General features: G+C 42.9%; 20 protein-coding genes. 6 read left to right on the plus strand and 14 right to left on the minus strand.

The window, feature by feature from the left end:
* The first annotated feature begins 103 nt into the window (after positions 1–103).
* Both N480_RS25740 and N480_RS01850 read left to right on the plus strand, forming a co-directional pair.
* A complete protein-coding gene (locus N480_RS25740) occupies positions 104–442 on the plus strand; it encodes a helix-turn-helix domain-containing protein (RefSeq protein ID WP_231102210.1) in 339 nt (112 codons plus the stop codon).
* Positions 443–835: 393 nt separating this feature from the next.
* Positions 836–1,615, plus strand: a complete 780-nt coding sequence (locus N480_RS01850; RefSeq protein WP_063370831.1) for a hypothetical protein — start codon at positions 836–838, stop codon at positions 1,613–1,615.
* 67 nt (positions 1,616–1,682) lie between these two features.
* Here N480_RS01850 and lipA read toward each other — a convergent pair whose 3' ends face one another.
* From lipA to leuS, 13 genes are all read right to left on the minus strand, one after another.
* Positions 1,683–2,648, minus strand: coding sequence for a lipoyl synthase (gene lipA, locus N480_RS01855; RefSeq protein ID WP_063370832.1), 966 nt, complete (start codon positions 2,646–2,648; stop codon positions 1,683–1,685).
* Entirely contained in the window at positions 2,645–3,298 is a 654-nt protein-coding gene (gene lipB / locus N480_RS01860) for a lipoyl(octanoyl) transferase LipB (RefSeq protein WP_063370833.1), read from the minus strand. The genes lipA and lipB overlap by 4 nt, the downstream gene beginning before the upstream one ends.
* A gap of 16 nt (positions 3,299–3,314) precedes the next feature.
* Positions 3,315–3,593, minus strand: a complete 279-nt coding sequence (gene ybeD, locus N480_RS01865) for a DUF493 family protein YbeD (protein ID WP_063370834.1) — start codon at positions 3,591–3,593, stop codon at positions 3,315–3,317.
* 163 nt (positions 3,594–3,756) lie between these two features.
* On the minus strand, positions 3,757–4,920 hold the full coding sequence (locus N480_RS01870; RefSeq protein WP_063370835.1) for a serine hydrolase: 1,164 nt from the start codon (positions 4,918–4,920) through the stop codon (positions 3,757–3,759).
* Between the two features lie 143 nt (positions 4,921–5,063).
* On the minus strand, positions 5,064–5,822 hold the full coding sequence (locus N480_RS01875) for a septal ring lytic transglycosylase RlpA family protein (protein WP_063370836.1): 759 nt from the start codon (positions 5,820–5,822) through the stop codon (positions 5,064–5,066).
* Positions 5,822–6,928, minus strand: a complete 1,107-nt coding sequence (gene rodA, locus N480_RS01880) for a rod shape-determining protein RodA (protein ID WP_063370837.1) — start codon at positions 6,926–6,928, stop codon at positions 5,822–5,824. Before rodA ends, N480_RS01875 begins: the two co-directional genes overlap by 1 nt.
* Positions 6,925–8,796: a penicillin-binding protein 2 gene (gene mrdA / locus N480_RS01885; protein WP_063370838.1), complete on the minus strand. Its 1,872-nt coding sequence runs from the start codon at positions 8,794–8,796 to the stop codon at positions 6,925–6,927. Before mrdA ends, rodA begins: the two co-directional genes overlap by 4 nt.
* A gap of 7 nt (positions 8,797–8,803) precedes the next feature.
* Positions 8,804–9,274, minus strand: a complete 471-nt coding sequence (gene rlmH, locus N480_RS01890) for a 23S rRNA (pseudouridine(1915)-N(3))-methyltransferase RlmH (protein ID WP_063361820.1) — start codon at positions 9,272–9,274, stop codon at positions 8,804–8,806.
* 1 nt (position 9,275) lies between these two features.
* On the minus strand, positions 9,276–9,593 hold the full coding sequence (gene rsfS / locus N480_RS01895; protein WP_063370839.1) for a ribosome silencing factor: 318 nt from the start codon (positions 9,591–9,593) through the stop codon (positions 9,276–9,278).
* Between the two features lie 86 nt (positions 9,594–9,679).
* Positions 9,680–10,309: a nicotinate-nucleotide adenylyltransferase gene (nadD, locus tag N480_RS01900; RefSeq protein WP_063370840.1), complete on the minus strand. Its 630-nt coding sequence runs from the start codon at positions 10,307–10,309 to the stop codon at positions 9,680–9,682.
* The gene (gene holA, locus N480_RS01905) at positions 10,306–11,373 is read right to left on the minus strand and encodes a DNA polymerase III subunit delta (RefSeq protein WP_063370841.1); all 1,068 of its coding nucleotides are present in this window, start codon (positions 11,371–11,373) and stop codon (positions 10,306–10,308) included. Before holA ends, nadD begins: the two co-directional genes overlap by 4 nt.
* Entirely contained in the window at positions 11,373–11,879 is a 507-nt protein-coding gene (gene lptE, locus N480_RS01910; RefSeq protein ID WP_063370925.1) for an LPS assembly lipoprotein LptE, read from the minus strand. Before lptE ends, holA begins: the two co-directional genes overlap by 1 nt.
* Before the next feature lie 47 nt (positions 11,880–11,926).
* Complete coding sequence (gene leuS, locus N480_RS01915; protein ID WP_063370842.1) at positions 11,927–14,515, minus strand: leucine--tRNA ligase; 2,589 nt, start codon at positions 14,513–14,515, stop codon at positions 11,927–11,929.
* Positions 14,516–14,875: 360 nt separating this feature from the next.
* On the opposite strand from leuS, the gene N480_RS01920 reads away from it, so the two are divergent.
* The 4 genes from N480_RS01920 (at position 14,876) to N480_RS01935 (ending at position 18,717) form a co-directional block, all read left to right on the plus strand.
* Positions 14,876–15,334, plus strand: a complete 459-nt coding sequence (locus N480_RS01920; protein ID WP_063370843.1) for a zinc ribbon-containing protein — start codon at positions 14,876–14,878, stop codon at positions 15,332–15,334.
* A 42-nt stretch (positions 15,335–15,376) separates the two neighbouring features.
* Positions 15,377–17,788 (plus strand): Lon protease family protein, encoded by a 2,412-nt coding sequence (locus N480_RS01925; protein WP_063370844.1) that lies wholly within the window; start codon positions 15,377–15,379, stop codon positions 17,786–17,788.
* Positions 17,789–17,792: 4 nt separating this feature from the next.
* Complete coding sequence (locus N480_RS01930) at positions 17,793–18,272, plus strand: FKBP-type peptidyl-prolyl cis-trans isomerase (protein ID WP_063370845.1); 480 nt, start codon at positions 17,793–17,795, stop codon at positions 18,270–18,272.
* Between the two features lie 190 nt (positions 18,273–18,462).
* Positions 18,463–18,717, plus strand: a complete 255-nt coding sequence (locus tag N480_RS01935; RefSeq protein WP_155732734.1) for a hypothetical protein — start codon at positions 18,463–18,465, stop codon at positions 18,715–18,717.
* 37 nt (positions 18,718–18,754) lie between these two features.
* Here N480_RS01935 and N480_RS01940 read toward each other — a convergent pair whose 3' ends face one another.
* Positions 18,755–19,378, minus strand: a complete 624-nt coding sequence (locus N480_RS01940; RefSeq protein WP_063370847.1) for a TIGR04211 family SH3 domain-containing protein — start codon at positions 19,376–19,378, stop codon at positions 18,755–18,757.
* Positions 19,379–19,616 lie beyond the last annotated feature (238 nt).

The following is a 19,616-nucleotide window of genomic DNA, read 5'->3' on the forward strand; positions in this document are numbered from 1 at the left end:
CATACTGATGGTTTTCAATTCAGGATGTATTAACAGCAGTGGGTTATAACGATTAAGAACAGTCACTTTAATTCACCTGCGTAATAAAATAAGGAAAGCGGAAATGGCCAAACAATCAATCTTCAATGCCCAAATGAAAGCAAGACTTTCGCAAAACTTAGTTGCGACTCAACAAGCTTCGGATGTAAGTGCAAATACGGGCGAACTTGTAAGGACACCAAAAGGTGCGCAGTTGCTTAAATATGCACGCAAATGTCGTGGGTTTACACAGGCAGAGTCAGCAGCTTGTTATGGCATTGAAGAGCGCACACTGAGACGTTGGGAAAACAATGAATATAACCCGCGCTGGAACGATGTTATTTCTCTGATAGAAGATGTTTATCTAATGAATATAACTCAAGCCATAGACGGTGTTCGTAATAACCCTGAGTTGGTTGCGTAATTTTTTGAGCACAGGAATTACCATGTACTTCATTCAATTTATTACGCACTCTGCTTGGTGCGTAATAAAATGAAAAGTAAATTCTGCGGTGCACTTTTTGAGCTCAGCAAGCGGGCTTTAAGTTCAATGCTTTCAATGATTTTTATCAAAGGTTTGATTAGGAGGGGCAACGGTTCATTTTGGAAGTAATGGGATCACATTATGTGTTATTGATAGTTTATTACCGAATATTTTGATTGCGTCATAACCTAGTGAATTGTATAGAATCTTATTAATATCGCTCGTATTTTCTGTGACTAAACATGACTTTTGCAGTTGCCTAAGTTGTTTGTTAGCGTTTTTCAAATCGCTAAACGGTATCGCTTCTAACACTTACTGCGAAAGGAAATTGTTATGAACTATTCAAGAGTGTCTTTATTAGCTACTTTGTTTTCAAGTTTTAGTTTACTTGCTGTAGAACAGAGCATTGTCGATGTGGATGGATTTGAGCGCGTAACTAATTATGCATATGGTCCTGTTCAGTCTGCGATCATTGTCAGTGAACGAGCACATAAATTATCTTTGCATGTAAATCTACGAGATGCTCAAAGCGATTGTGGATTTGCCAACGTATACTCGATTAAAACTTACTCTCACTTAAGTACCTTAAATATTACTAAAGATGTAGACGATGCAAATAGTCTTATTTTAGAAACAGAGCTCAATGATGAGTCTGCGTTGTTAGATTCTAAGACAGTGCATATCAATTGTACCGACGCACAAGGAAGCAATTACACCGTACAGGTCAACATACCGGGTGCTCCTGTCGTTGACTGGCAAATATCTTTAGAGCCTGCGGGAGAATTTGTCTACCAACCCTATTCTTTTGGCTATCACTCAGCATATAAAATAAAAAGCCTGCTTAGAGTCAACAATCAAAACACGCAATCCTATTGTACGACGCTAGCTAATCGAGGTGTGTCGCTAGGGTTGTTTAACGGTGAAGATAAGAAAGGACCCTTTCACTCAGATGTTTTTGTGAAAAATGAGGTAGTAGTAAATGATGCTCAACCGGTGCTTTATCAAATCATCGAGTGTGAGAATGCTGCAGGTAAAACGATGGCTGTTAAAGTGTTTAATTTGACGAATCCTAACCTTATTCATACTTGGGAAGATCAGCTCATAATTAAATAACAAGCCGAAAAAGTAAAAAGCAAGCCGGTTGGCTTGCTTTTGAATTCTTGATTTGAGTAAAAGAAGTTTACTTCACTTCTTTACCTGCTGCCTGTTGATCAGCGTGATAGCTTGAGCGAACGAATGGTCCACAAGCTGCGTGTGAGAAGCCAATTTCGTCGGCATACTCTTTTAACGCATCAAATTCTGCTGGTGGCACGTAGCGTTTCACTGGCAGGTGGTGCTTAGAAGGTGCAAGGTATTGACCTACTGTAAGCATGTCAACGTTGTGTTCTCGCAAGTCTCTTAGTACCTCTTCAATCTCAGGGATTTCCTCACCTAAGCCTACCATCAACCCTGATTTAGTTTTCACTTCAGGGTGCGCTTCTTTGAAACGGCGTAGTAACTCAAGAGACCATTTGTAATCAGCACCAGGACGCGCTAGTTTGTATAGTCTTGGTGCTGTCTCTAAGTTGTGGTTAAAGACATCTGGCGGCGTCTCTGTCAGGATCTCAAGCGCGCGTTCCATACGACCACGGAAGTCAGGTACTAAGATCTCAATAGTGATTCCAGGGTTATGCTTGCGGATCTCTCTGATGCAGTCTGCGAAATGTTGTGCACCGCCATCACGCAGATCATCTCGGTCTACAGATGTGATTACAACATACTTTAGCTTCATGTCTTTAATAGTAAGGGCTAGCTTTTCTGGCTCTGCTGCATCTGGCTTTAATGGTCGACCGTGTGCGACATCGCAGAAAGGGCAACGACGAGTACATATTGCACCCAAAATCATGAATGTGGCTGTACCATGATTGAAGCATTCCGATAAGTTTGGACAAGATGCTTCTTCACATACTGAATGGAGGCCATGTTTTCTCATGGCACTTTTTATCCCTTCGATTCGCTCGCTTGATTTAGGCAAACGTATTTTAAGCCACTCAGGCTTACGCAGCATTTGCTCGCGCTCAGTTGGTAGGACTTTTACCGGGATTAATGCCATTTTTTCGGCATCACGTAGCTTTACACCCGGTTCCATTTTGACTGGCTTACTCATTCGTTCTCAAACCCTTCAGTGTGAACAACATGCTTAGCGTTTATTCGCTTTAGCATATGTTTTATTAGCCCTTGACCTGCTTGTTCAAGCGAGGCAGGACCATTAATTTCGCTCGTTTGGACCATTTGCATACCTGCGTAACCACATGGATTGATACGCAAGAACGGGCTTAAGTCCATATTAACGTTAAGTGCTAACCCATGAAATGAGCAGCCTCTTCTTACTCTTAGACCCAGTGAAGCAACTTTGCAATTATCGACATAAACTCCAGGCGCATCTGACTTTGCATAGGCATTGATATCATATTCTTGCAAGGCGTCGATAATGGTTTCTTCAAGCCAAGTAACCAGCTCGCGAACACCTATTTTCAACCGACGCAGATTGAACAAAACGTACATCATTTGTTGGCCAGGACCATGGTAGGTTACTTGACCGCCACGGTCGACTTTGACAACAGGGATATCTCCCGGTGCAAGCAGATGTTCAGACTTGCCAGCTTGACCTTGTGTAAAGACAGGCTCGTGTTCTACTAGCCAGATTTCATCGGCGTCAGACTCATCACGTTGGTCAGTGAAAGTCTGCATTTTTTGCCAGATTGGTTCATAGCTTTGCCGCCCAAGTTGGCGAATGATGACGCTTTGGTTGCTCATGGACTTCCTTTACTTACTACAGTACGTAACGGACAGCTTCAATGCTGCCAAGCTCTGTGTAAATTTGCTCAATGTGCTCTTTTGATGTCACTGTCGCAACTAGTGTTACTGACTCATAAGTGCCTTTACTGCTTGGCTTTACTTTAGGCGCGTAATCACCCGGTGCAATAGTTTGCAGTTTAGCAAGAATTTGATCCGTAAGATTGACATTGGCTAAGCCCATTATTTTGAAAGTAAATGGACATGGAAATTCTAAGTACTCATCAAACTTAGTGTTTTTTACAGGTTTTACCACGACGGTTTCCTCACTACAGATACTAAGCAATGATTATGTAATGTGAATCGTTTTCACTTAGGCATCATCACCTCAATAATGGCGGGCATTCTATCATTTTTGCAGCAAAAAAAAACGCCTCAAAGAGAGGCGTCATGTGTTTATATACTTACTTAACTCAGGGTTATTGCATGATCTGTAAACGTAAGTAGTCGTATATGCGGCTAAAGAAACTACCTTCTTCAATTTCTTCCAGCGTTACTAACGGGTACTCTGCAATGTCTTCACCTTCAAGTTGTAGGAACAAAGTGCCGACTTTAGTGCCTTTTGCTAAAGGCGCAGTCAGAGTTTGATCTAGCTCGAAAGTTGCTTGCAGATTTTTACGCTGGCCACGAGGGATAGTAATTGGTGTATCTTGCGTGATCCCAAGAGATACTGTTTTTTTGTTACCCATCCAGATTTGTTGATCAGCAAAACTATCGCCAGCTTTGTAAGGAGTAATCGTTTCGAAGAATCTAAAGCCATAGTTAAGAAGCTTTTTACTTTCTACCTTTCTTGCGCGTTCGCTCGCAGTTCCCATCACGACTGCAATCAATCGCATGTCGCCTTTGGTTGCTGAGGTCACAAGACTATAACCAGCCTCTGCTGTATGGCCGGTTTTAATACCATCAACATCTAGGCTTGCATCCCAAAGGAGTGAGTTACGGTTATATTGTTTGATCCCATTAAATGTGAAAGACTTTTGTTTATATAGCGCATACTCATCTGGAACATCTTTGATAAGTGCAGCGCCAAGTGTGGCCATATCACGCGGTGTTGTGAATTGCTGTGGCGCATCTAAGCCATGACTGTTAATGAAGAAGCTATTGGTCATGCCCAGTTTTTCAGCGTGTGCATTCATGAGATCGGCAAAAGCGCTTTCACTTCCAGCGATATGTTCTGCCATTGCTACACAGGCATCATTACCTGACTGAATGATGATCCCATGATTCAGATCATCAACACTTACTTTTTTGCCAACCTCTATAAACATTACCGAAGAGCCTGGGAAGTTCTTAGCCCACGCATTTTCACTGATTGTAACCATGTCTGTTGGTGCAATATTTCCGGCAGAAATTTCTGTACCAATAACATAACTGGTCATCATCTTCGTTAAGCTAGCTGGAAGTAACTTAGTATCTGCTTCGCCTTCTGCAATGACTTTGCCTGTTGTGAAGTCAACAAGGAAATAGCCTTTTGCATTAATTTGAGGTGGAGAGGGGATGATCTGTGCACTTGCTGAAAACAGTGACAAAGAACACACAACACCAAGGATTTTTTTAACAACTTTTGGTTTAAATACTGTCATCATGCTCGCTTTTTTAATTTGTTCTGGCCTGTGCTTGTCGATAGACGGGCCAGTTGATTTCCTTCTTGTCCAGCGTGTGCATTCTTCTAATTTGCAGACACTGTGTTATTGAACAAGAACCATTTAATTGGATTTAGGTTATTCTAAAGTTCCTGCTCCGTGTAAAGCAAGAAAGCTTTATTAAATTCGCCTTCTTGTAAGGTTTTTAGCACTTTTTGCGCCTGTCGGTCATCTAAAATCGGTCCAAGTCGCAATTTGTAAAGATTATCTTCAAATGCGATAGGTGCGCCGAGGTTAAATCGACCAGCCAATTTAGTTGCAAGTGCTTGCACGTTCATTTCATTGCTTGCTGCTGCAACTTGCACATAGGTTAGTCTAGGCGTTTTACGATCAATGGTAATCGCCTCTATCTTAACCTGTGCTGTACCTTGTAAGTGATAGCCTAGTTTGTAGGCTGCCGCATAAGATAAATCTATGATTCTATCATCATGAAACGGCCCGCGATCATTCACTCTCACTATGGCTGATTTATTGTTTGCTAAATTGGTCACTTTGACAAAACTGGGTAGCGGTAACGTCTTGTGTGCCGCAGTCATATCAAACATGTTAAAAGTTTCGCCATTGGAAGTGTAGTAACCATGAAACTTTCTGCCATACCAAGAGGCCGTACCTTCTTGCACAAACCCTTTTTCATCTGAGATAGGAGAGTAGTGTTTTCCTAGCACCTCATACGGGCGCCCAGCACTTACACTTTTGACTTCATTGGTGACTTTCGCATCTTGCATTTCTAATTGTGTCGGCGCGCGTAAAGGTGCTTTATCTTGACGTGTGTGGTAACGATTGCTGCACGCAGCTTGTGAGAGCAATACGACAAGTATCAATAGGAGCTGGATAGGTTTCATTATTTTAATAACATTCTTTTATCTGTAGCTATGGCCATGATTATACCGAAACCGGCCATGAGGGTTACCATTGAGGTGCCGCCATAGCTGACTAATGGTAGGGGAACACCCACGACAGGTAACAATCCTGATACCATACCAATATTAACAAAAATATAGACGAAAAAAGTAAGGGTAAGCGCGCCGGCAAGTAGTTTACTGAATGCTTCTTGTGCATTAACAGCAATATAAAGCCCACGACCAATAATAAATAGGTAAACACTGAGCAGCATTACAACACCGAGTAGACCAAACTCTTCACTCAAAACAGAAAATATAAAGTCTGTATGGCGCTCAGGTAGAAATTCAAGCTGGGATTGAGTGCCTTGAAGCCAGCCCTTACCTTCTATGCCACCAGAGCCAATCGCGATTTTAGATTGAATAATATGGTAGCCCGCACCCAATGGATCGCTCTCAGGATCTAACAGTGTGAGTACGCGCTGTTTTTGGTATTCATGCATCACAAAGTGCCACATCGCAAATGCACCAGGAATGGCCAGCAAAATGCCAGAACCAATCAATTTCCAGCTGAGCCCAGAGAGAAACAACACGAATACACCGGAACTTGCAATGAGTAATGAGGTGCCAAGATCAGGCTGTTTTTGAATTAATACTGTTGGGACGATAACAATCGCAAATCCGATTATAAGATGCAAAATTTTAGGCGGTAATTGTTGGCGACCTATATACCATGCAACCATCATGGGGACGGCAATTTTCATGATCTCAGAAGGTTGAAAGCGTGTAATTCCAATGTCTAACCAGCGCTTAGCACCGTTAATCGTTACACCAAAGAAAAACACACCAATCAGCGTAATTAACCCAACAAAATAAAGGGGGATCACTAATCTTTTTAGAGTATTAGGAGAAACCTGAGCCATCACAACGAGCGCGATAATCGCGCCGAGCATTCTTGTTGCATGACGAGTCATCATGTCCATGTTTTGCCCACTGGCGCTGTACACCACTGCCAAGCTACCTACCATCATAAGCAGTAAGGCAGTGAGTAAGGGTAGATCAATATGAATACGTTGCCAGAAGGAGCGCTTATTTCTTAGTTGATTCATTTACCCTCCGTATCACTTGGGTAAGTTTCAAAGTAGTAATCCATGAGCTTTCGAGCAATGGGCGCGGCAATTGCCGAACCACCACCTTGGTTTTCAACAATCACAGTGACGACAATCCTTGGATTGTCAAAAGGTGCAAAGCCCACATAGATGCCATTGTCACGATGTTTTTCTTTAAGGTTTTCTGCCACATACTTTTCGCCCTGAGCGATACTTACGACTTGTGCTGTGCCAGTTTTTCCTGCTGGGTCATAGGTTGCGCCTTTGAATGCCTTGTTAGCTGTCCCTGTCGTTTTTTTCACTGTATTGTGCATCGCATCAAGTGCAATTTGCCAATTGCGAGGCTCTTGTAAGACAACCGGAGGTTTCTCTTCGGTGTACATCTGCTCAACATCGTTGTTTTGCTTAGCAACTTGAACTAGGTGAGGGGGGCGATGTATCCCCTTGTTGACTAAAATTGAGACCGCATTCGTAATCTGCATTGGCGTTGCTGTCCAATACCCTTGGCCAATGCCGACAGATATCGTATCACCTGGCCACCAAGCTTCATTGAAACGTTGGCGTTTCCAGTCTGTCGTTGGCAAGATAGCAGGGGTCTCTTCATGTATGTCAATGCCAGATAAATCACCAAATCCGAATTGACTCATGAAGTTACTGATTTTAGTGATCCCGAGCTTATAAGCAGTCTCATAAAAGTAGGTATCACAGGACTCTTCTATGGCTTTGTACACGTCCACGTGTCCATGACCCCAGCGAAGCCAGTCTCGCCAGCGGTGCGCCACGTTGGGGATCTGGAAAAAGCCAGGATCCCAAATCTTTGTTTGCTCGGTCACCACACCTTCTTCCAATGCAAGGATAGCTAAATGCGGCTTTACCGTGGATGCGGGGGCGTATCGTCCCTGTGTCGCGCGATTTATCAGTGGTCTATCAGGGTTTAATAAAGCCCGATAATCTTTGCTACTTATGCCGTGTACAAATAAGTTAGGGTCATAACTGGGGTTTGAATACAATGCTAGGATCCCGCCATCTTTTGGGTCCATTGCGACGATTGCACCGCGCACGCCTTTGAGTACGTCTTGCGCTATTTTTTGTAGGCCGATATCTAATGTGAGCACCAAGTCTTGCCCGGGCTTTGGGGGCTCAACACTTAATGAACGAATGATCCTTCCGCGGTTATTAACTTCTACACGCTGTGAGCCAACTTGGCCATGCAAGCGCTCTTCATAAAACTTTTCAATGCCTAATTTGCCAAAATCATGGGTTGCTCTGTAGTTTTGTGCGCGCCCTTGTGATTCTAACTCATTGAGTTCTTTTTTATTGAGGCGAGACACGTAACCTAGAGCGTGTGTCAATGCATCGCCATAAGGGTAGTGGCGAGCCAATCTTGCCTCAACACTGAAACCAGGAAAACGATGTTGGTTGACGGAGAAAATAGCAACTTCATCCTCATTTAGACGTGCTTTTAAAATCTGACTTTTAAAGCGTCTAGAGCGGCGATTGCTTTTAATGACGGCGGCTTTTTGCACGTCTGTTATAGCAATGATATTACCTAGAAGGTCCAAGGCTGCTTCTAAGTCAGCCACCTGCTCTGGAATCACCTCTAGATTATACACCGGCCTGTTTTCGGCGAGTAATATCCCATTTCTGTCATAGATGAGCCCTCGGTTAGGCGCAATTGGGATCACTTTAATGCGGTTATCATTGGAGCGAGTCTGATAAGTTTCGTGCTGTTCAACTTGAAGATTATAGATATTGTTTAAGAGGATGCCGATGAGAATAACCACAAAAACAAAGCCAACAAAAGCTCGTCGCGCAAACAGGTTTGCCTCTGCACTATGATCGCGGATCGTTGGCCGTGTTTTGAGCATATAATTATTATTCTCTGTGATATGGGTGGTTGTTATTTAAGCTCCAGCCCCTGTACAGGCTTTCAGCAACTACAATTCTGACAAGTGGATGTGGTAGCGTTAAGTTTGAGAGCGACCATTTCTGTTCAGATGCTGCAATGCACTCAGGTGCTAGACCCTCGGGTCCGCCGATTAACAAACTGACATCACGCCCATCAAGTTGCCACTTTTCCATGTTGTTCGCAAGTTGATGCGTATCCCACGGCTTTCCTGTGACTTCCAATGTAACAATACGGTTTCCCTTGGGAATTGCAGCGAGTGTTTTTTCACCTTCTTGCTGTAAAATACGTTTAATATCCGCGTTTTTGCCGCGCTTACCCGCTGTAATTTCAATAAGCTCTAGTGGCATGTCTTTTGGAAAACGACGCTGATACTCTTTGAAACCTGTTTCCACCCATGCTGGCATCTTGGTGCCCACCGCAATCAACTGGATTTTCACATTATCCCCAAAGCTTTTCCAAGTCGTAAAAGTCACGCGTCTGGTCTTGCATGACATGAACAACCACATCACCCAAATCAACCAGCACCCATTCACCCGCATCTTGTCCTTCATGGCCAAGCGGTGTTTCACCTGCATGGCGAGCTTCTTTTGCAACATGTTCAGCAATTGATTGGACATGGCGCTTTGAATTGCCAGAACAAATAACTAAATAGTCAGTTATTGAAGAGGTTTCACGTACGTCTAGTTGAACGATATCACGGGCTTTCATATCATCGACTTTATCGATGGCGAAGTCTAAAAGTTGTTTTGAATCCAAATCAGAATCTCTTTGCTACATATACTTACAAATAAGGGCGTAATTCTAACACGCTTTTCTCTATATTTCCCAAGCCCATTTAAATACTAATCAGAGTACAGGTTGTTTTTATCTATATAGTTTAGGACATTAGGGCTGAGCCAAGGTTCCACACTTGCCCCTGATTTTATTGCTTTTCTTATCTTACTGGAGGCGGCTGAAAAAGGCGCTCCGGAGAGAAAATAACATTTACCAAAGAGGCAATCATGCAACTCTGCAGGGGAGCGAGCTTGAGACTGTTTTAAAAAAGACGACAGGGCAGGGGTTGCTGTGTACTCGTCTCCTGGGCGTTGATATACAACGATGTGGCACAGCTGAGTAATTTCTTCCCATTGATACCATTTATCCAAGCTGTTAAAAGAATCCATACCCATTAAAAACACAATTGGCTGTAATGGATACTCTTTTCTTAACTCTTGTAATGTGAGCACCGAATAAGAAGGCTCTAGGCGTTTTATTTCTCTATCATCCAGCGCAAATTTAGGGTTGCCGCTTATCGCGAGACGCAACATCTCAAGACGGTGTTGGGTGCTTACTCCTGACCCTTTTTTATGAACAGGTGCAGCGTTTGGCAAAAAGTGCAGTCGATCAAGCGATAACTCTTCAGTGCAATGTTTGGCCATATTTAGATGGCCAAGGTGGATAGGGTCAAACGTGCCGCCAAATATTGCTATCATGATTTGTACACGCCACTGCTGTGCTCTTCATTTGCCCCTTCGTAAGGCATGACAAAGGGGAGTGATTGGCAAAAGCTCAAAGCAATATGAGCGAGGCCTTGGTATGGTGCCACAAGCACATTTCGTTTGAAAGCTGAATCATATTGCGCGAGCAGAGTGATAATTTTTTCAAGCTGAGCAATAGTAATTCGATCTAGTGCTTGCTGGGTGACTTGCTGCTGATTTTTCCAGACATTGTTTTGTTTGAAAAGTTGGCTAATGGGCTGCCCGTTAACCATTGCACGTTTAATGGTCAGTAATGTATTTGCTTGATTTTGGAGTGTCCAAGCAACGCTAGTGGGCTCCACATTATCCGTGGCAAGTTTGTTGAGAATCTTAATAATATACCCAGGGTTGCCTTTCAATAGCCCTTCATTTAGGTCGAAGATATCAAACTTTGCCTGATTTAGTAGGCCACTCATTAACTGCTGTTGGTCAATTAGCTTATCTTTGTAAAGTAAGGATAACTTTTCCAATTCTTGAGACGCTGCCAGCAAATTTCCTTCAGTGGCGGCTAATAGGCTGCGCTTTGCATCATGCTTTAAGTTAACTTTGAGCCGTTTACACTCTTCGTCGAGCCATTTTTCTAGGTGGTATCCTGTTAATGGGTAGCAAGGAACGAATACACCATTCTTTTCAAGGCCTTTAAACCAAGCTGTGCGCTGTATATCTTGACTGGCTTTATTGCCTTTGACAATCAAGATGACATCTGGGTTGATATTGCTGGCTATCTCTTTGAGGATAGCTGTGCCCTGTGTTGGAGGCTTTTGTTGATTTAAATCCAGTTCGATGAGCGTTTTTGCGCTAAAAAGCGACATGCTGTTATATTGAGCGGCGAGTTCTTGCCAGTCAAAGCCGGGTAAAATTGCAAATTTAATAACTTCATCGAAACCTTGTTTTTTAGCTGCTTGGCGCACGCTTAAGGCACAGTTGCCTTCTTGAAAAGGCTCTTCGCCCAATATGATGTAGAATGGTTGCAGGCCTTGCTTTAATTGGCCTGCTAATTGATTTGCATAACAGCGCATTAGAGTTGTGACAATTCTCGAAGGATTCGTTTCGTGGCTAGCTTGCGCATTTCACTCAAAATGATTTCTAGTTCTTTTGACTTGGCAAGCGAGTTGTTTGGGTCGTCTTGATAGTTACGATATAACTCAAAGCTTTGCTCATAAGGTTCTTGGCCTGGTCGAGTAAGTCGATAAGAGACGACATAAGCCAGTTCATACTGGGCTACTTGACCATTTGAAAATAGGCTAAGTGTCTGCCTACTAAGTGAATCTTTATAGAGGTGGAGCTCCGGCACAGGACCCGTGTGCATGACTTGGTCGGTTTCATCGATTTTCACTTGAGAACGCTGTAGTTCGTATTTTAATTGTTCGTACAACGCTGACTTTTGGTCATCACCTGTTAATTGCAGTGTACTCAGGTCTTCAGGCAAGTAGGAGGCCTGTTTTAAGTGAAATCCACAACCTGTGATAAAGAAACAGACCAGCAGCATTGCCAGTCCATTTCGTAGCGCACGCACAGCAGCCAAGCCACGAGGACTTGCTGCTGTTTTTACTCGCGGCGTAAAGGCGACCATTAGTTGGCAACCACGTTGAGTAATTTACCTGGCACGTAAATAACCTTACGAATTGTTTTGCCGTCAGTAAATTTAGTTACGTTTTCTTCGCTAAATGCCAGTGCTTCAACTTGCTCTTTAGTCGCATCAGCTGCCACTGTCAGTTTGGCACGAAGTTTACCGTTAACTTGTACAACAATGAGCTTTTCATCTTCTACAAGCGCACTTTGGTCCACTTGTGGCCAAGCTGCGTCAAGTACATCGCCCTCATGACCAAGTTGCTCCCACAATTCATGACACATATGCGGTGTGATTGGTGCTAGCATGATAACGATTGCATTAAGCGCTTCATTTGCAAGCGCGATATCTTGCGCGTCTTTTAACGGCGCTTTTGCAAGCTTGTTAGAAAGCTCCATAATAGCAGCGATTGCAGTGTTGAATGTTTGACGACGCTCTACGTCATCGGTGACTTTAGCAATTGCTTTATGTACTTCACGACGCAGCGCTTTTTGGTTGCTGTTCAATGCCGCTAAATCTAGATCTGACGCGCCTGCATTCTTAACATCTACTGCGTATTTCCAGATACGACGTAAGAACCTTTGCGCACCTTCTACGCCAGAGTCAGACCACTCAAGTGTTTGCTCTGGTGGTGCTGTAAACATCATAAACAAGCGAACTGTATCCGCACCATACTGTTTAATTACAGTCTGAGGGTCGATACCATTATTCTTGGACTTAGACATTTTGCTCATGCCAGCAGAGATGACAGGCTCTCCGTCGTCTTTGTGCCAAGCTTTTGTCACTCTGCCTTTGTCGTCTTTTTCTGTTTCTACATCCAATGGCGAGATCCAGACATCACCACCTTTTTCGTCTTTACGGAAATAAGTGTCAGCCAATACCATGCCTTGACATAGTAAACGCTCAAATGGCTCATCAGAGTTAACTAAACCAAAGTCACGTAGTAACTTGTGGAAGAAACGAGCGTATAGTAAGTGTAGAATTGCATGCTCAATACCACCGATATACTGGTTAACTGGCAGCCAGTAATTTGCAGCACCTGGCTCAAGCATCCCTTCATCGTAGCGAGGACTACAGTAACGTGCGTAATACCAAGACGATTCCATAAAGGTATCAAAGGTATCTGTTTCGTGGAATACAGACTCACCATTTACGGTTGCTTTTGCCCATTCAGGGTCTGCTTTGATAGGCGATGTTACGCCGTCCATAACAACATCTTCAGGCAAACGAACAGGTAACATGTCTTCGGTTGCAGCAAGCTCAGAGCCATCTTCTTTGTTTAGCATTGGGATCGGTGAACCCCAGTAACGCTGGCGGCTTACCCCCCAATCACGAAGACGGAAGTTTACTTTACGTTTGCCTGCACCTAGACCTTCTAATTTGTCTGCAATCGCGTTGAATGCAGCGTCAAAGTCTAGACCATCAAACTCACCAGAATTAACCAATACGCCTTTTTCTGTGAATGCGGCGTTTTCTAAATCTGCAACTTCTTCTGCGCCGTCTGCTGGGCTGATAACTTGTTTAATCTCAAGACCGTATGCAGTTGCGAACTCATAGTCACGCTGATCGTGTCCTGGTACTGCCATAACTGCGCCAGAACCATAATCCATCAGTACAAAGTTTGCGATCCAGATCGGCACTTCTTGCCCTGTTAGAGGGTGGATTGCTGTAAAGCCAGTCGCGATGCCTTTTTTATCCATAGTCGCAAGATCAGCTTCAGCCACTTTGGTGTTTTTGCACTCTTCAACAAACTCTGCAACTGCTGTATTGTTTTCTGCCGCTTCTAACGCGATTGGGTGCCCAGCCGCTACTGCAACATAAGTAACACCCATAAAAGTATCTGGACGAGTTGTATAAACCGTGAAATGTTCGCCATTGTCTGCGCGTTTGAAGTCAATCTCTAAGCCTTCAGAACGACCAATCCAGTTGCGCTGCATGGTTTTGACTTGTTCAGGCCAGTGCTCTAGTTTATCAAGGTCGTCAAGTAACTCTTGTGCGTAGTCTGTAATTTTAATAAACCACTGCGGAATTTCTTTCTGTTCCACAAGTGCACCTGAGCGCCAGCCGCGGCCATCAATTACTTGCTCGTTTGCAAGTACCGTTTGGTCAACTGGATCCCAGTTTACGGTAGACATTTTCTTGTATACTAAACCTTTTTCATAAAGCTTAGTGAAGAACCACTGTTCCCACTTGTAGTACTCTGGGTGACAGGTAGCAATTTCGCGGTCCCAGTCGTAGCCAAAACCAAGTTGCTTTAATTGGTTACGCATGTAGTCGATATTTTCATACGTCCACTTAGCTGGTGCAGTATTGTTTTTAATGGCTGCGTTTTCTGCTGGTAGACCAAATGCATCCCAGCCCATTGGCTGCATAACATTTTTACCTTGCAATCGCTGGAAGCGTGATACCACGTCGCCGATTGTATAATTACGAACATGACCCATGTGGAGTCGACCGCTTGGGTAAGGGAACATAGATAAGCAGTAGTATTTTTCTTTGTTTTCGTCTTCGACTACTTTAAATGTTTTGTTTTCTTCCCAATAGGACTGAACCTTGGGTTCGATTTCTTGTGGGTTGTATTGCTCTTGCATTGACGTTTCCAGACTTCTTGCAAACTAATAATAAAAATTGGCCAATAGCATACCCGAAAACTTGACCTGATCACAGTTCCAGAAGGTCATTTTGCAAGTAATTGTGAGTTTTTTAGCAGAAATGCAGGTTTCCATCTGGCAGACTGGATAAGTATGGCCTCAGAGCAGGGAAAATGGCTCTTTTGGGTGACTGTTCTATACTCTCAATAGTGAGATGTTCTCTGTATATGTAGCGAATGTAAGCTTGTATCGCTTTGATAGCGGAAGTGTTGGTTTTACTTTGACTACTAACTAAATGAGAGCGCCAAACTTAACCCATCAACTCCTCGAGTTAATTGAGGTGTTTGATAAGGAGGCGCAATGGCTGATTATAAGCAATGGCTAAGCGATTTTTCGACTTGGATGAAAGACGTTAAAGAGCACGAGTTAAAAAAACTCGTGGAAAACTTTATTCAAGAAGAGGAGAAGTGGCGAGAATTTGGGCAAAACAAAATTAATGATTATCGGCACTATTTCAAGCGTGATTTGGCGCATATTAACACTCACCATGAGCATTACGAAGGCGTTGCTTGGGAAGAGTTTAAGGCATCCATATTATATGAGTTGGCTTATCTTGAAGATCGCACTCAACTTGAGTGGCAAGCGCTAATGTCAGATTTTGAACACGATGGCGTTTATAAACAAGGCGAATGGATAGCTTTGGGGCAATTAGTATGTAAGAATTGCGGGAATAAAATTGATATATATCACGCCTTTGAGATCACAGCTTGTAGCGAGTGTGGACACGGTAGTTTTAATCGTAAGGCGCTGACCCCCTAAAAACTCGATATCAATCGGGTATTAACAATAAAGAATTCAGGAATGACTAAGACAATAAAGCCGCTTCTCTCGGAGCAACTCGCACCGAGTGTTTCTTTGCAACATATTCGCTCGTGCATGCAAAACCCTTACCCAGAGTCTTTGCCTTTCATAGGTCAGCAGCGCGCACAAAGCGCCTTAGATTTTGCACTAGGTATGGATTTACCCGGTTACAATGTGTTTGTAATGGGAGAAGCTGCAACTGGGCGTTTTACAATGGTAAAGGAAAAGCTCGAAGCGCACAGTAAATCTAGGCCCACCCCAAAAGAGTGGCTTTACGTTAATAACTACGAAGACCACCGTGAGCCAATTACCATGTTTATGCAACCAGGAGAAAGTCGCAAACTCGCAGATGATGTTGACGCTTTTTTAGATGAGGTTGTGGATACGTTTCCAGCGGCATTTGATAACCCAGGTTATCAGCGTAAGAAAAAGTCGATAGATAGAGACTTTGACAATAAATACAACGCGGCAATAACAGCTGTCGAACAAATGGCAATCGAGAAAAGCGTTGTCATGATGGAAGAAAACGGTGTGGTGAGTTTTGCACCAGTCATCAACGGCAAGCAATTAGATGACAATGAATTCGCCGCTTTAGAAGAGCAAGTGCAAGCACAATTCTACGACTCCATCGATGAATTAGAAGATGGGCTCATCGAAGCGCTCATTGAGTTGCCGCGTTGGAAACGCGAATCATCAGAGAAGCTGCGCAAGCTTAAAAAAACCACAATTGAACTTGCTACCAAGCCGTTGCTCAAAGCGCTTGAGCATAAATATGCGAGTCACATTGGTGTTATCCGATATTTGAAAGACTTGCGAGTGGAGATTGTTGAAGCGGTATTGGATTGGCTTGATGACGAGTCCGCAGCATCTGACGAGCAAAAAGACGATTTTGACGCGAAAGGCATGTTGACGGACTTTTTTGCACCAAACATCTTAATTGAGTACAAAGAAGGTGCTCCTGCTCCTGTCGTTTATGAGCCCAACCCGACCTTTGGCAACATCTTTGGCAAAATTGAGTATGAAAGTGCGCAAGGTTCTTTGATTACGAGCTATCGCTCTATTCAAGCTGGTGCTTTGCACAGGGCGAATGGCGGTTACTTGATAATGGATGCGGACAAAGTGATCTCATCACCTCAGGTTTGGGATGGATTGAAGTTGTCGCTAAAGACGCATCAAATTAAGAATGATCTGCCGTATCAAGACAGCTCGGTAGGCAGCAGCTTTACGCTCAAACCACAATTGATCCCGATGGATGTCAAAATCATTTTACTTGGCTCAAGAGATTTGTATTACACAATCAGTGAATATGATGAGGAGTTCGGAGAGTTATTTAGGGTCTTGTCAGACTTCGATTATTACTTGCCATCAAGTGACAGGCTGCAATATCAGTTCGTATCCAAGGTTCAGGACTATTGTGAGCAAACGCTCAGATGTAGTTTATCGGCAGAAGCTTTGGCAAGGCTGTTAAAGTTTAGCTATCGCCAAGCTGAGCATCAGAGTAAGTTATCTGCACGGTTTGCAGATGTGCTAGAGCTCGTTGCAGAAGCGAGTTACTACGCGAAGCAAGATAATGAAGATGAAATTGACGCGCATCATATCAATGAAGCGCTTGTCGGTAAGCAATATCGAACAGGGCAGCTGAGTGAAAACATGCTCAGTGATATTGAAGAGGGTCATACGTTAATTGCAACTCAGGGTAAAGCTGTAGGCAAAGTGAATGGTTTAACCGTATTACATATTGGCGACACCTCATTTGGTAACCCTGCGAGAATAACTGCGACTGTGTATGCCGGTTCAGATGGTGTAATCGATGTTGAGCGAGAAGCAGAACTTGGCAAGTCTATTCACTCCAAAGGCGTCATGTTGTTAACGGGATATCTAGGCAATAGATACGCACAAAACTTCAGTTTGACTTTAAGTGCAAATATTGCGATTGAGCAAAGCTATGGGTACATAGATGGTGATAGTGCCTCTTTGGCTGAATTATGCGGATTGATTTCGGCGATTACTCAAATTCCTATTGATCAATCATTAGCACTAACAGGCTCAATAAATCAGCATGGTGAAGTTCAAGCGGTTGGTGGTGTGAACGAAAAAGTCGAAGGGTTCTTTAAACTGTGCAAAATGCGCGGACTGACTGGCAAACAAGGCGTTATTATTCCGCATTCTAACTTGATCAACTTAGTGCTAGAGGATGAGGTTATTGAAGCGATTAGAAGCAACAAGTTCCAAATTTATGCCGTGAAAAATGTCGATGAAGCATTAGAGCTGTTAATGGGAGTACCAGCTGGTGAAACGCAAACTGGCGCGTACCCTGAAGGTTCCATAAATCAGAGAGCATTGAGCAGGTTAGAGCAAATTGCACAAGTGGTAAATGGTGAAGATAAAGACACATCGGAAGAAGGTGAATAAAGGTATGTCAGTAACAAGTATTATTGTCACAGTATTGGCTTTAGGGCTTGCATGGTTCATTTACAGTGGTAATCAAAAACAAAAACAAATCGCGCAGATTAACCGTATTGATGCAGAAGAGTTTCTAGCAAAAAATGCTTCAAAAGAAGGCATCATTACAACTGTCAGTGGGCTGCAGTATGAAATTATTCACAAAGGTGAGGGCAGTGCGTCTCCATCAATAAATGACTCGGTAACGGTTCACTACCATGGCACCTTGTTGAGTGGGATGGTATTTGATAGTTCGGTAGACAGAGGTGAAGCGCTTACGTTTAGTCCAAAACAAGTGATTACTGGCTGGACAGAGGCGTTGCAGTTAATGGTTGAAGGCGATAAGTTTCGTTTGTTTATACATCCAGACCTCGCGTATGGAGACCGTGCTGCGGGCAAGATAGGTGCTGGTTCACTGTTAATTTTTGAGGTGGAGTTGCTCAAAATTAAATAATCTATTTTTAGCTGTCGCAAACATTAAAATGTAAAATTTGTTAAGTATAGCTTGATTTTTGATTAGTTTGTTATTTTAATGGGAACAGGTATCGTCAATGGCAAGGAGGTGATACTTGGGATATCTGTTTTTAATTGTATGTAGTTTTATGGGAGGGATTTATTGTCGAAGAGCAAGTAATAATAAACTGATGATAATTCAAAATTACTTATCTTCCTCTTACCCAAACTTTTACTACGAGCTTTCGGTAGATAGGTTTGATATAGGGCAGACTGAAGCGTTTGCTTTTAATCTTTCAAGGCCTTCACTTAAAGACAAATTAGACAATCTAGATGATACAAGATTAAAAGAGTTACTTTTAGATAAGTATTTCGCTGATGTAGGATGTATATTTTTCTCGTTGGGCGCTGTTTTTTTCTTTTCTCTATTAATACTCGTACTTTAGATGAAAACCCACTTTGGTATCAAAGTGGGTTTTTTTATTAACTCCAGCCGTCATATCTCTTACGGCGAGACAGTAGCAAGGTGAGTATCACACCAAGCAGAACACCACCTAGGGCGATTGCACCGCCATAAGATAAAAGTTGATGTTGCTCTCGCTCTACCTTGTTTTGGTTCTGTTGGGCTTGCAGTTCGATTTGCTGATTTAAATCTCTTATTGTTTTTTGTAGCTCGCTATTTTGTGTTTCTAGCGAGTCATAATCACTTTGCAACTGTGGCATTGTTGTTTGCAACGTAGTCAACTGCTCTTGTGATACAGTAAGCTGCTGAGTCAGATCATTGACTTGTTGCTTGAGCCCCGGATCTGCTGTTACAAACTTAGATTCTACCCAGCCATTCCGATTCTTATCGTCGATAATACGGACGAAGTCATTATTTTGTTCGTTCGTAATTGTCACTGCAGTGCCGGCTTCAACGGAGCCGAGTATGCGATAGTTTTTACCTGGACCCGAATGTATGTATAAGTAGAGGTTATCAACGATATAGCCGTTAGGTGTGCTTTGCTGTGCCGTCTGTTCTTGCTGATTTGCGTCATCTAAATCTTGTGCATGCAACGTAAGAGGAGCAAAAACAAACAAAAGTGGCAGTGCGAGCTTTTTGAACATTCGCGAGCCTTTATTTTTAAGTTTTATATACAATTATCAAAATAGTATGGATTTAAGTAGCGCTTGGCAAGCGCTTAAAGCACAAACAGTCACTTTTAGCACATATGTAATCAATCGCGAATCGACTGGTTCGATATATTATTAAGTTGATTATGTATTTAGCATCCAGATTAACGGGAATCTGGCTAAATCGACGTGTTAATTGAGTTGATGATGACATATGTATCTAAGATGATAA

The sequence above is a fragment of the Pseudoalteromonas luteoviolacea S2607 genome, from assembly GCF_001625575.1.
In the GTDB taxonomy this organism is placed as follows: domain Bacteria; phylum Pseudomonadota; class Gammaproteobacteria; order Enterobacterales; family Alteromonadaceae; genus Pseudoalteromonas; species Pseudoalteromonas luteoviolacea_E.

Bases quoted from the DNA above. Each gene is read 5' to 3' on its own strand.
- mrdA (WP_063370838.1), bottom strand. From the start codon at position 8,796: ATGCTCAAAACACGGCCAACGATCCGCGATCATAGTGCAGAGGCAAAC.
- N480_RS01925 (WP_063370844.1), top strand. From the start codon at position 15,377: ATGACTAAGACAATAAAGCCGCTTCTCTCGGAGCAACTCGCACCGAGT.
- lipB (WP_063370833.1), bottom strand. From the start codon at position 3,298: ATGAGCAACCAAAGCGTCATCATTCGCCAACTTGGGCGGCAAAGCTAT.
- N480_RS01850 (WP_063370831.1), top strand. From the start codon at position 836: ATGAACTATTCAAGAGTGTCTTTATTAGCTACTTTGTTTTCAAGTTTT.
- lipA (WP_063370832.1), bottom strand. From the start codon at position 2,648: ATGAGTAAGCCAGTCAAAATGGAACCGGGTGTAAAGCTACGTGATGCC.
- N480_RS01940 (WP_063370847.1), bottom strand. From the start codon at position 19,378: ATGTTCAAAAAGCTCGCACTGCCACTTTTGTTTGTTTTTGCTCCTCTT.
- leuS (WP_063370842.1), bottom strand. From the start codon at position 14,515: ATGCAAGAGCAATACAACCCACAAGAAATCGAACCCAAGGTTCAGTCC.
- rodA (WP_063370837.1), bottom strand. From the start codon at position 6,928: ATGAATCAACTAAGAAATAAGCGCTCCTTCTGGCAACGTATTCATATT.
- holA (WP_063370841.1), bottom strand. From the start codon at position 11,373: ATGCGCTGTTATGCAAATCAATTAGCAGGCCAATTAAAGCAAGGCCTG.
- N480_RS01930 (WP_063370845.1), top strand. From the start codon at position 17,793: ATGTCAGTAACAAGTATTATTGTCACAGTATTGGCTTTAGGGCTTGCA.
- N480_RS01870 (WP_063370835.1), bottom strand. From the start codon at position 4,920: ATGACAGTATTTAAACCAAAAGTTGTTAAAAAAATCCTTGGTGTTGTG.
- N480_RS01875 (WP_063370836.1), bottom strand. From the start codon at position 5,822: ATGAAACCTATCCAGCTCCTATTGATACTTGTCGTATTGCTCTCACAA.
- N480_RS01920 (WP_063370843.1), top strand. From the start codon at position 14,876: ATGGCTGATTATAAGCAATGGCTAAGCGATTTTTCGACTTGGATGAAA.
- N480_RS01935 (WP_155732734.1), top strand. From the start codon at position 18,463: ATGATAATTCAAAATTACTTATCTTCCTCTTACCCAAACTTTTACTAC.
- nadD (WP_063370840.1), bottom strand. From the start codon at position 10,309: ATGATAGCAATATTTGGCGGCACGTTTGACCCTATCCACCTTGGCCAT.
- N480_RS25740 (WP_231102210.1), top strand. From the start codon at position 104: ATGGCCAAACAATCAATCTTCAATGCCCAAATGAAAGCAAGACTTTCG.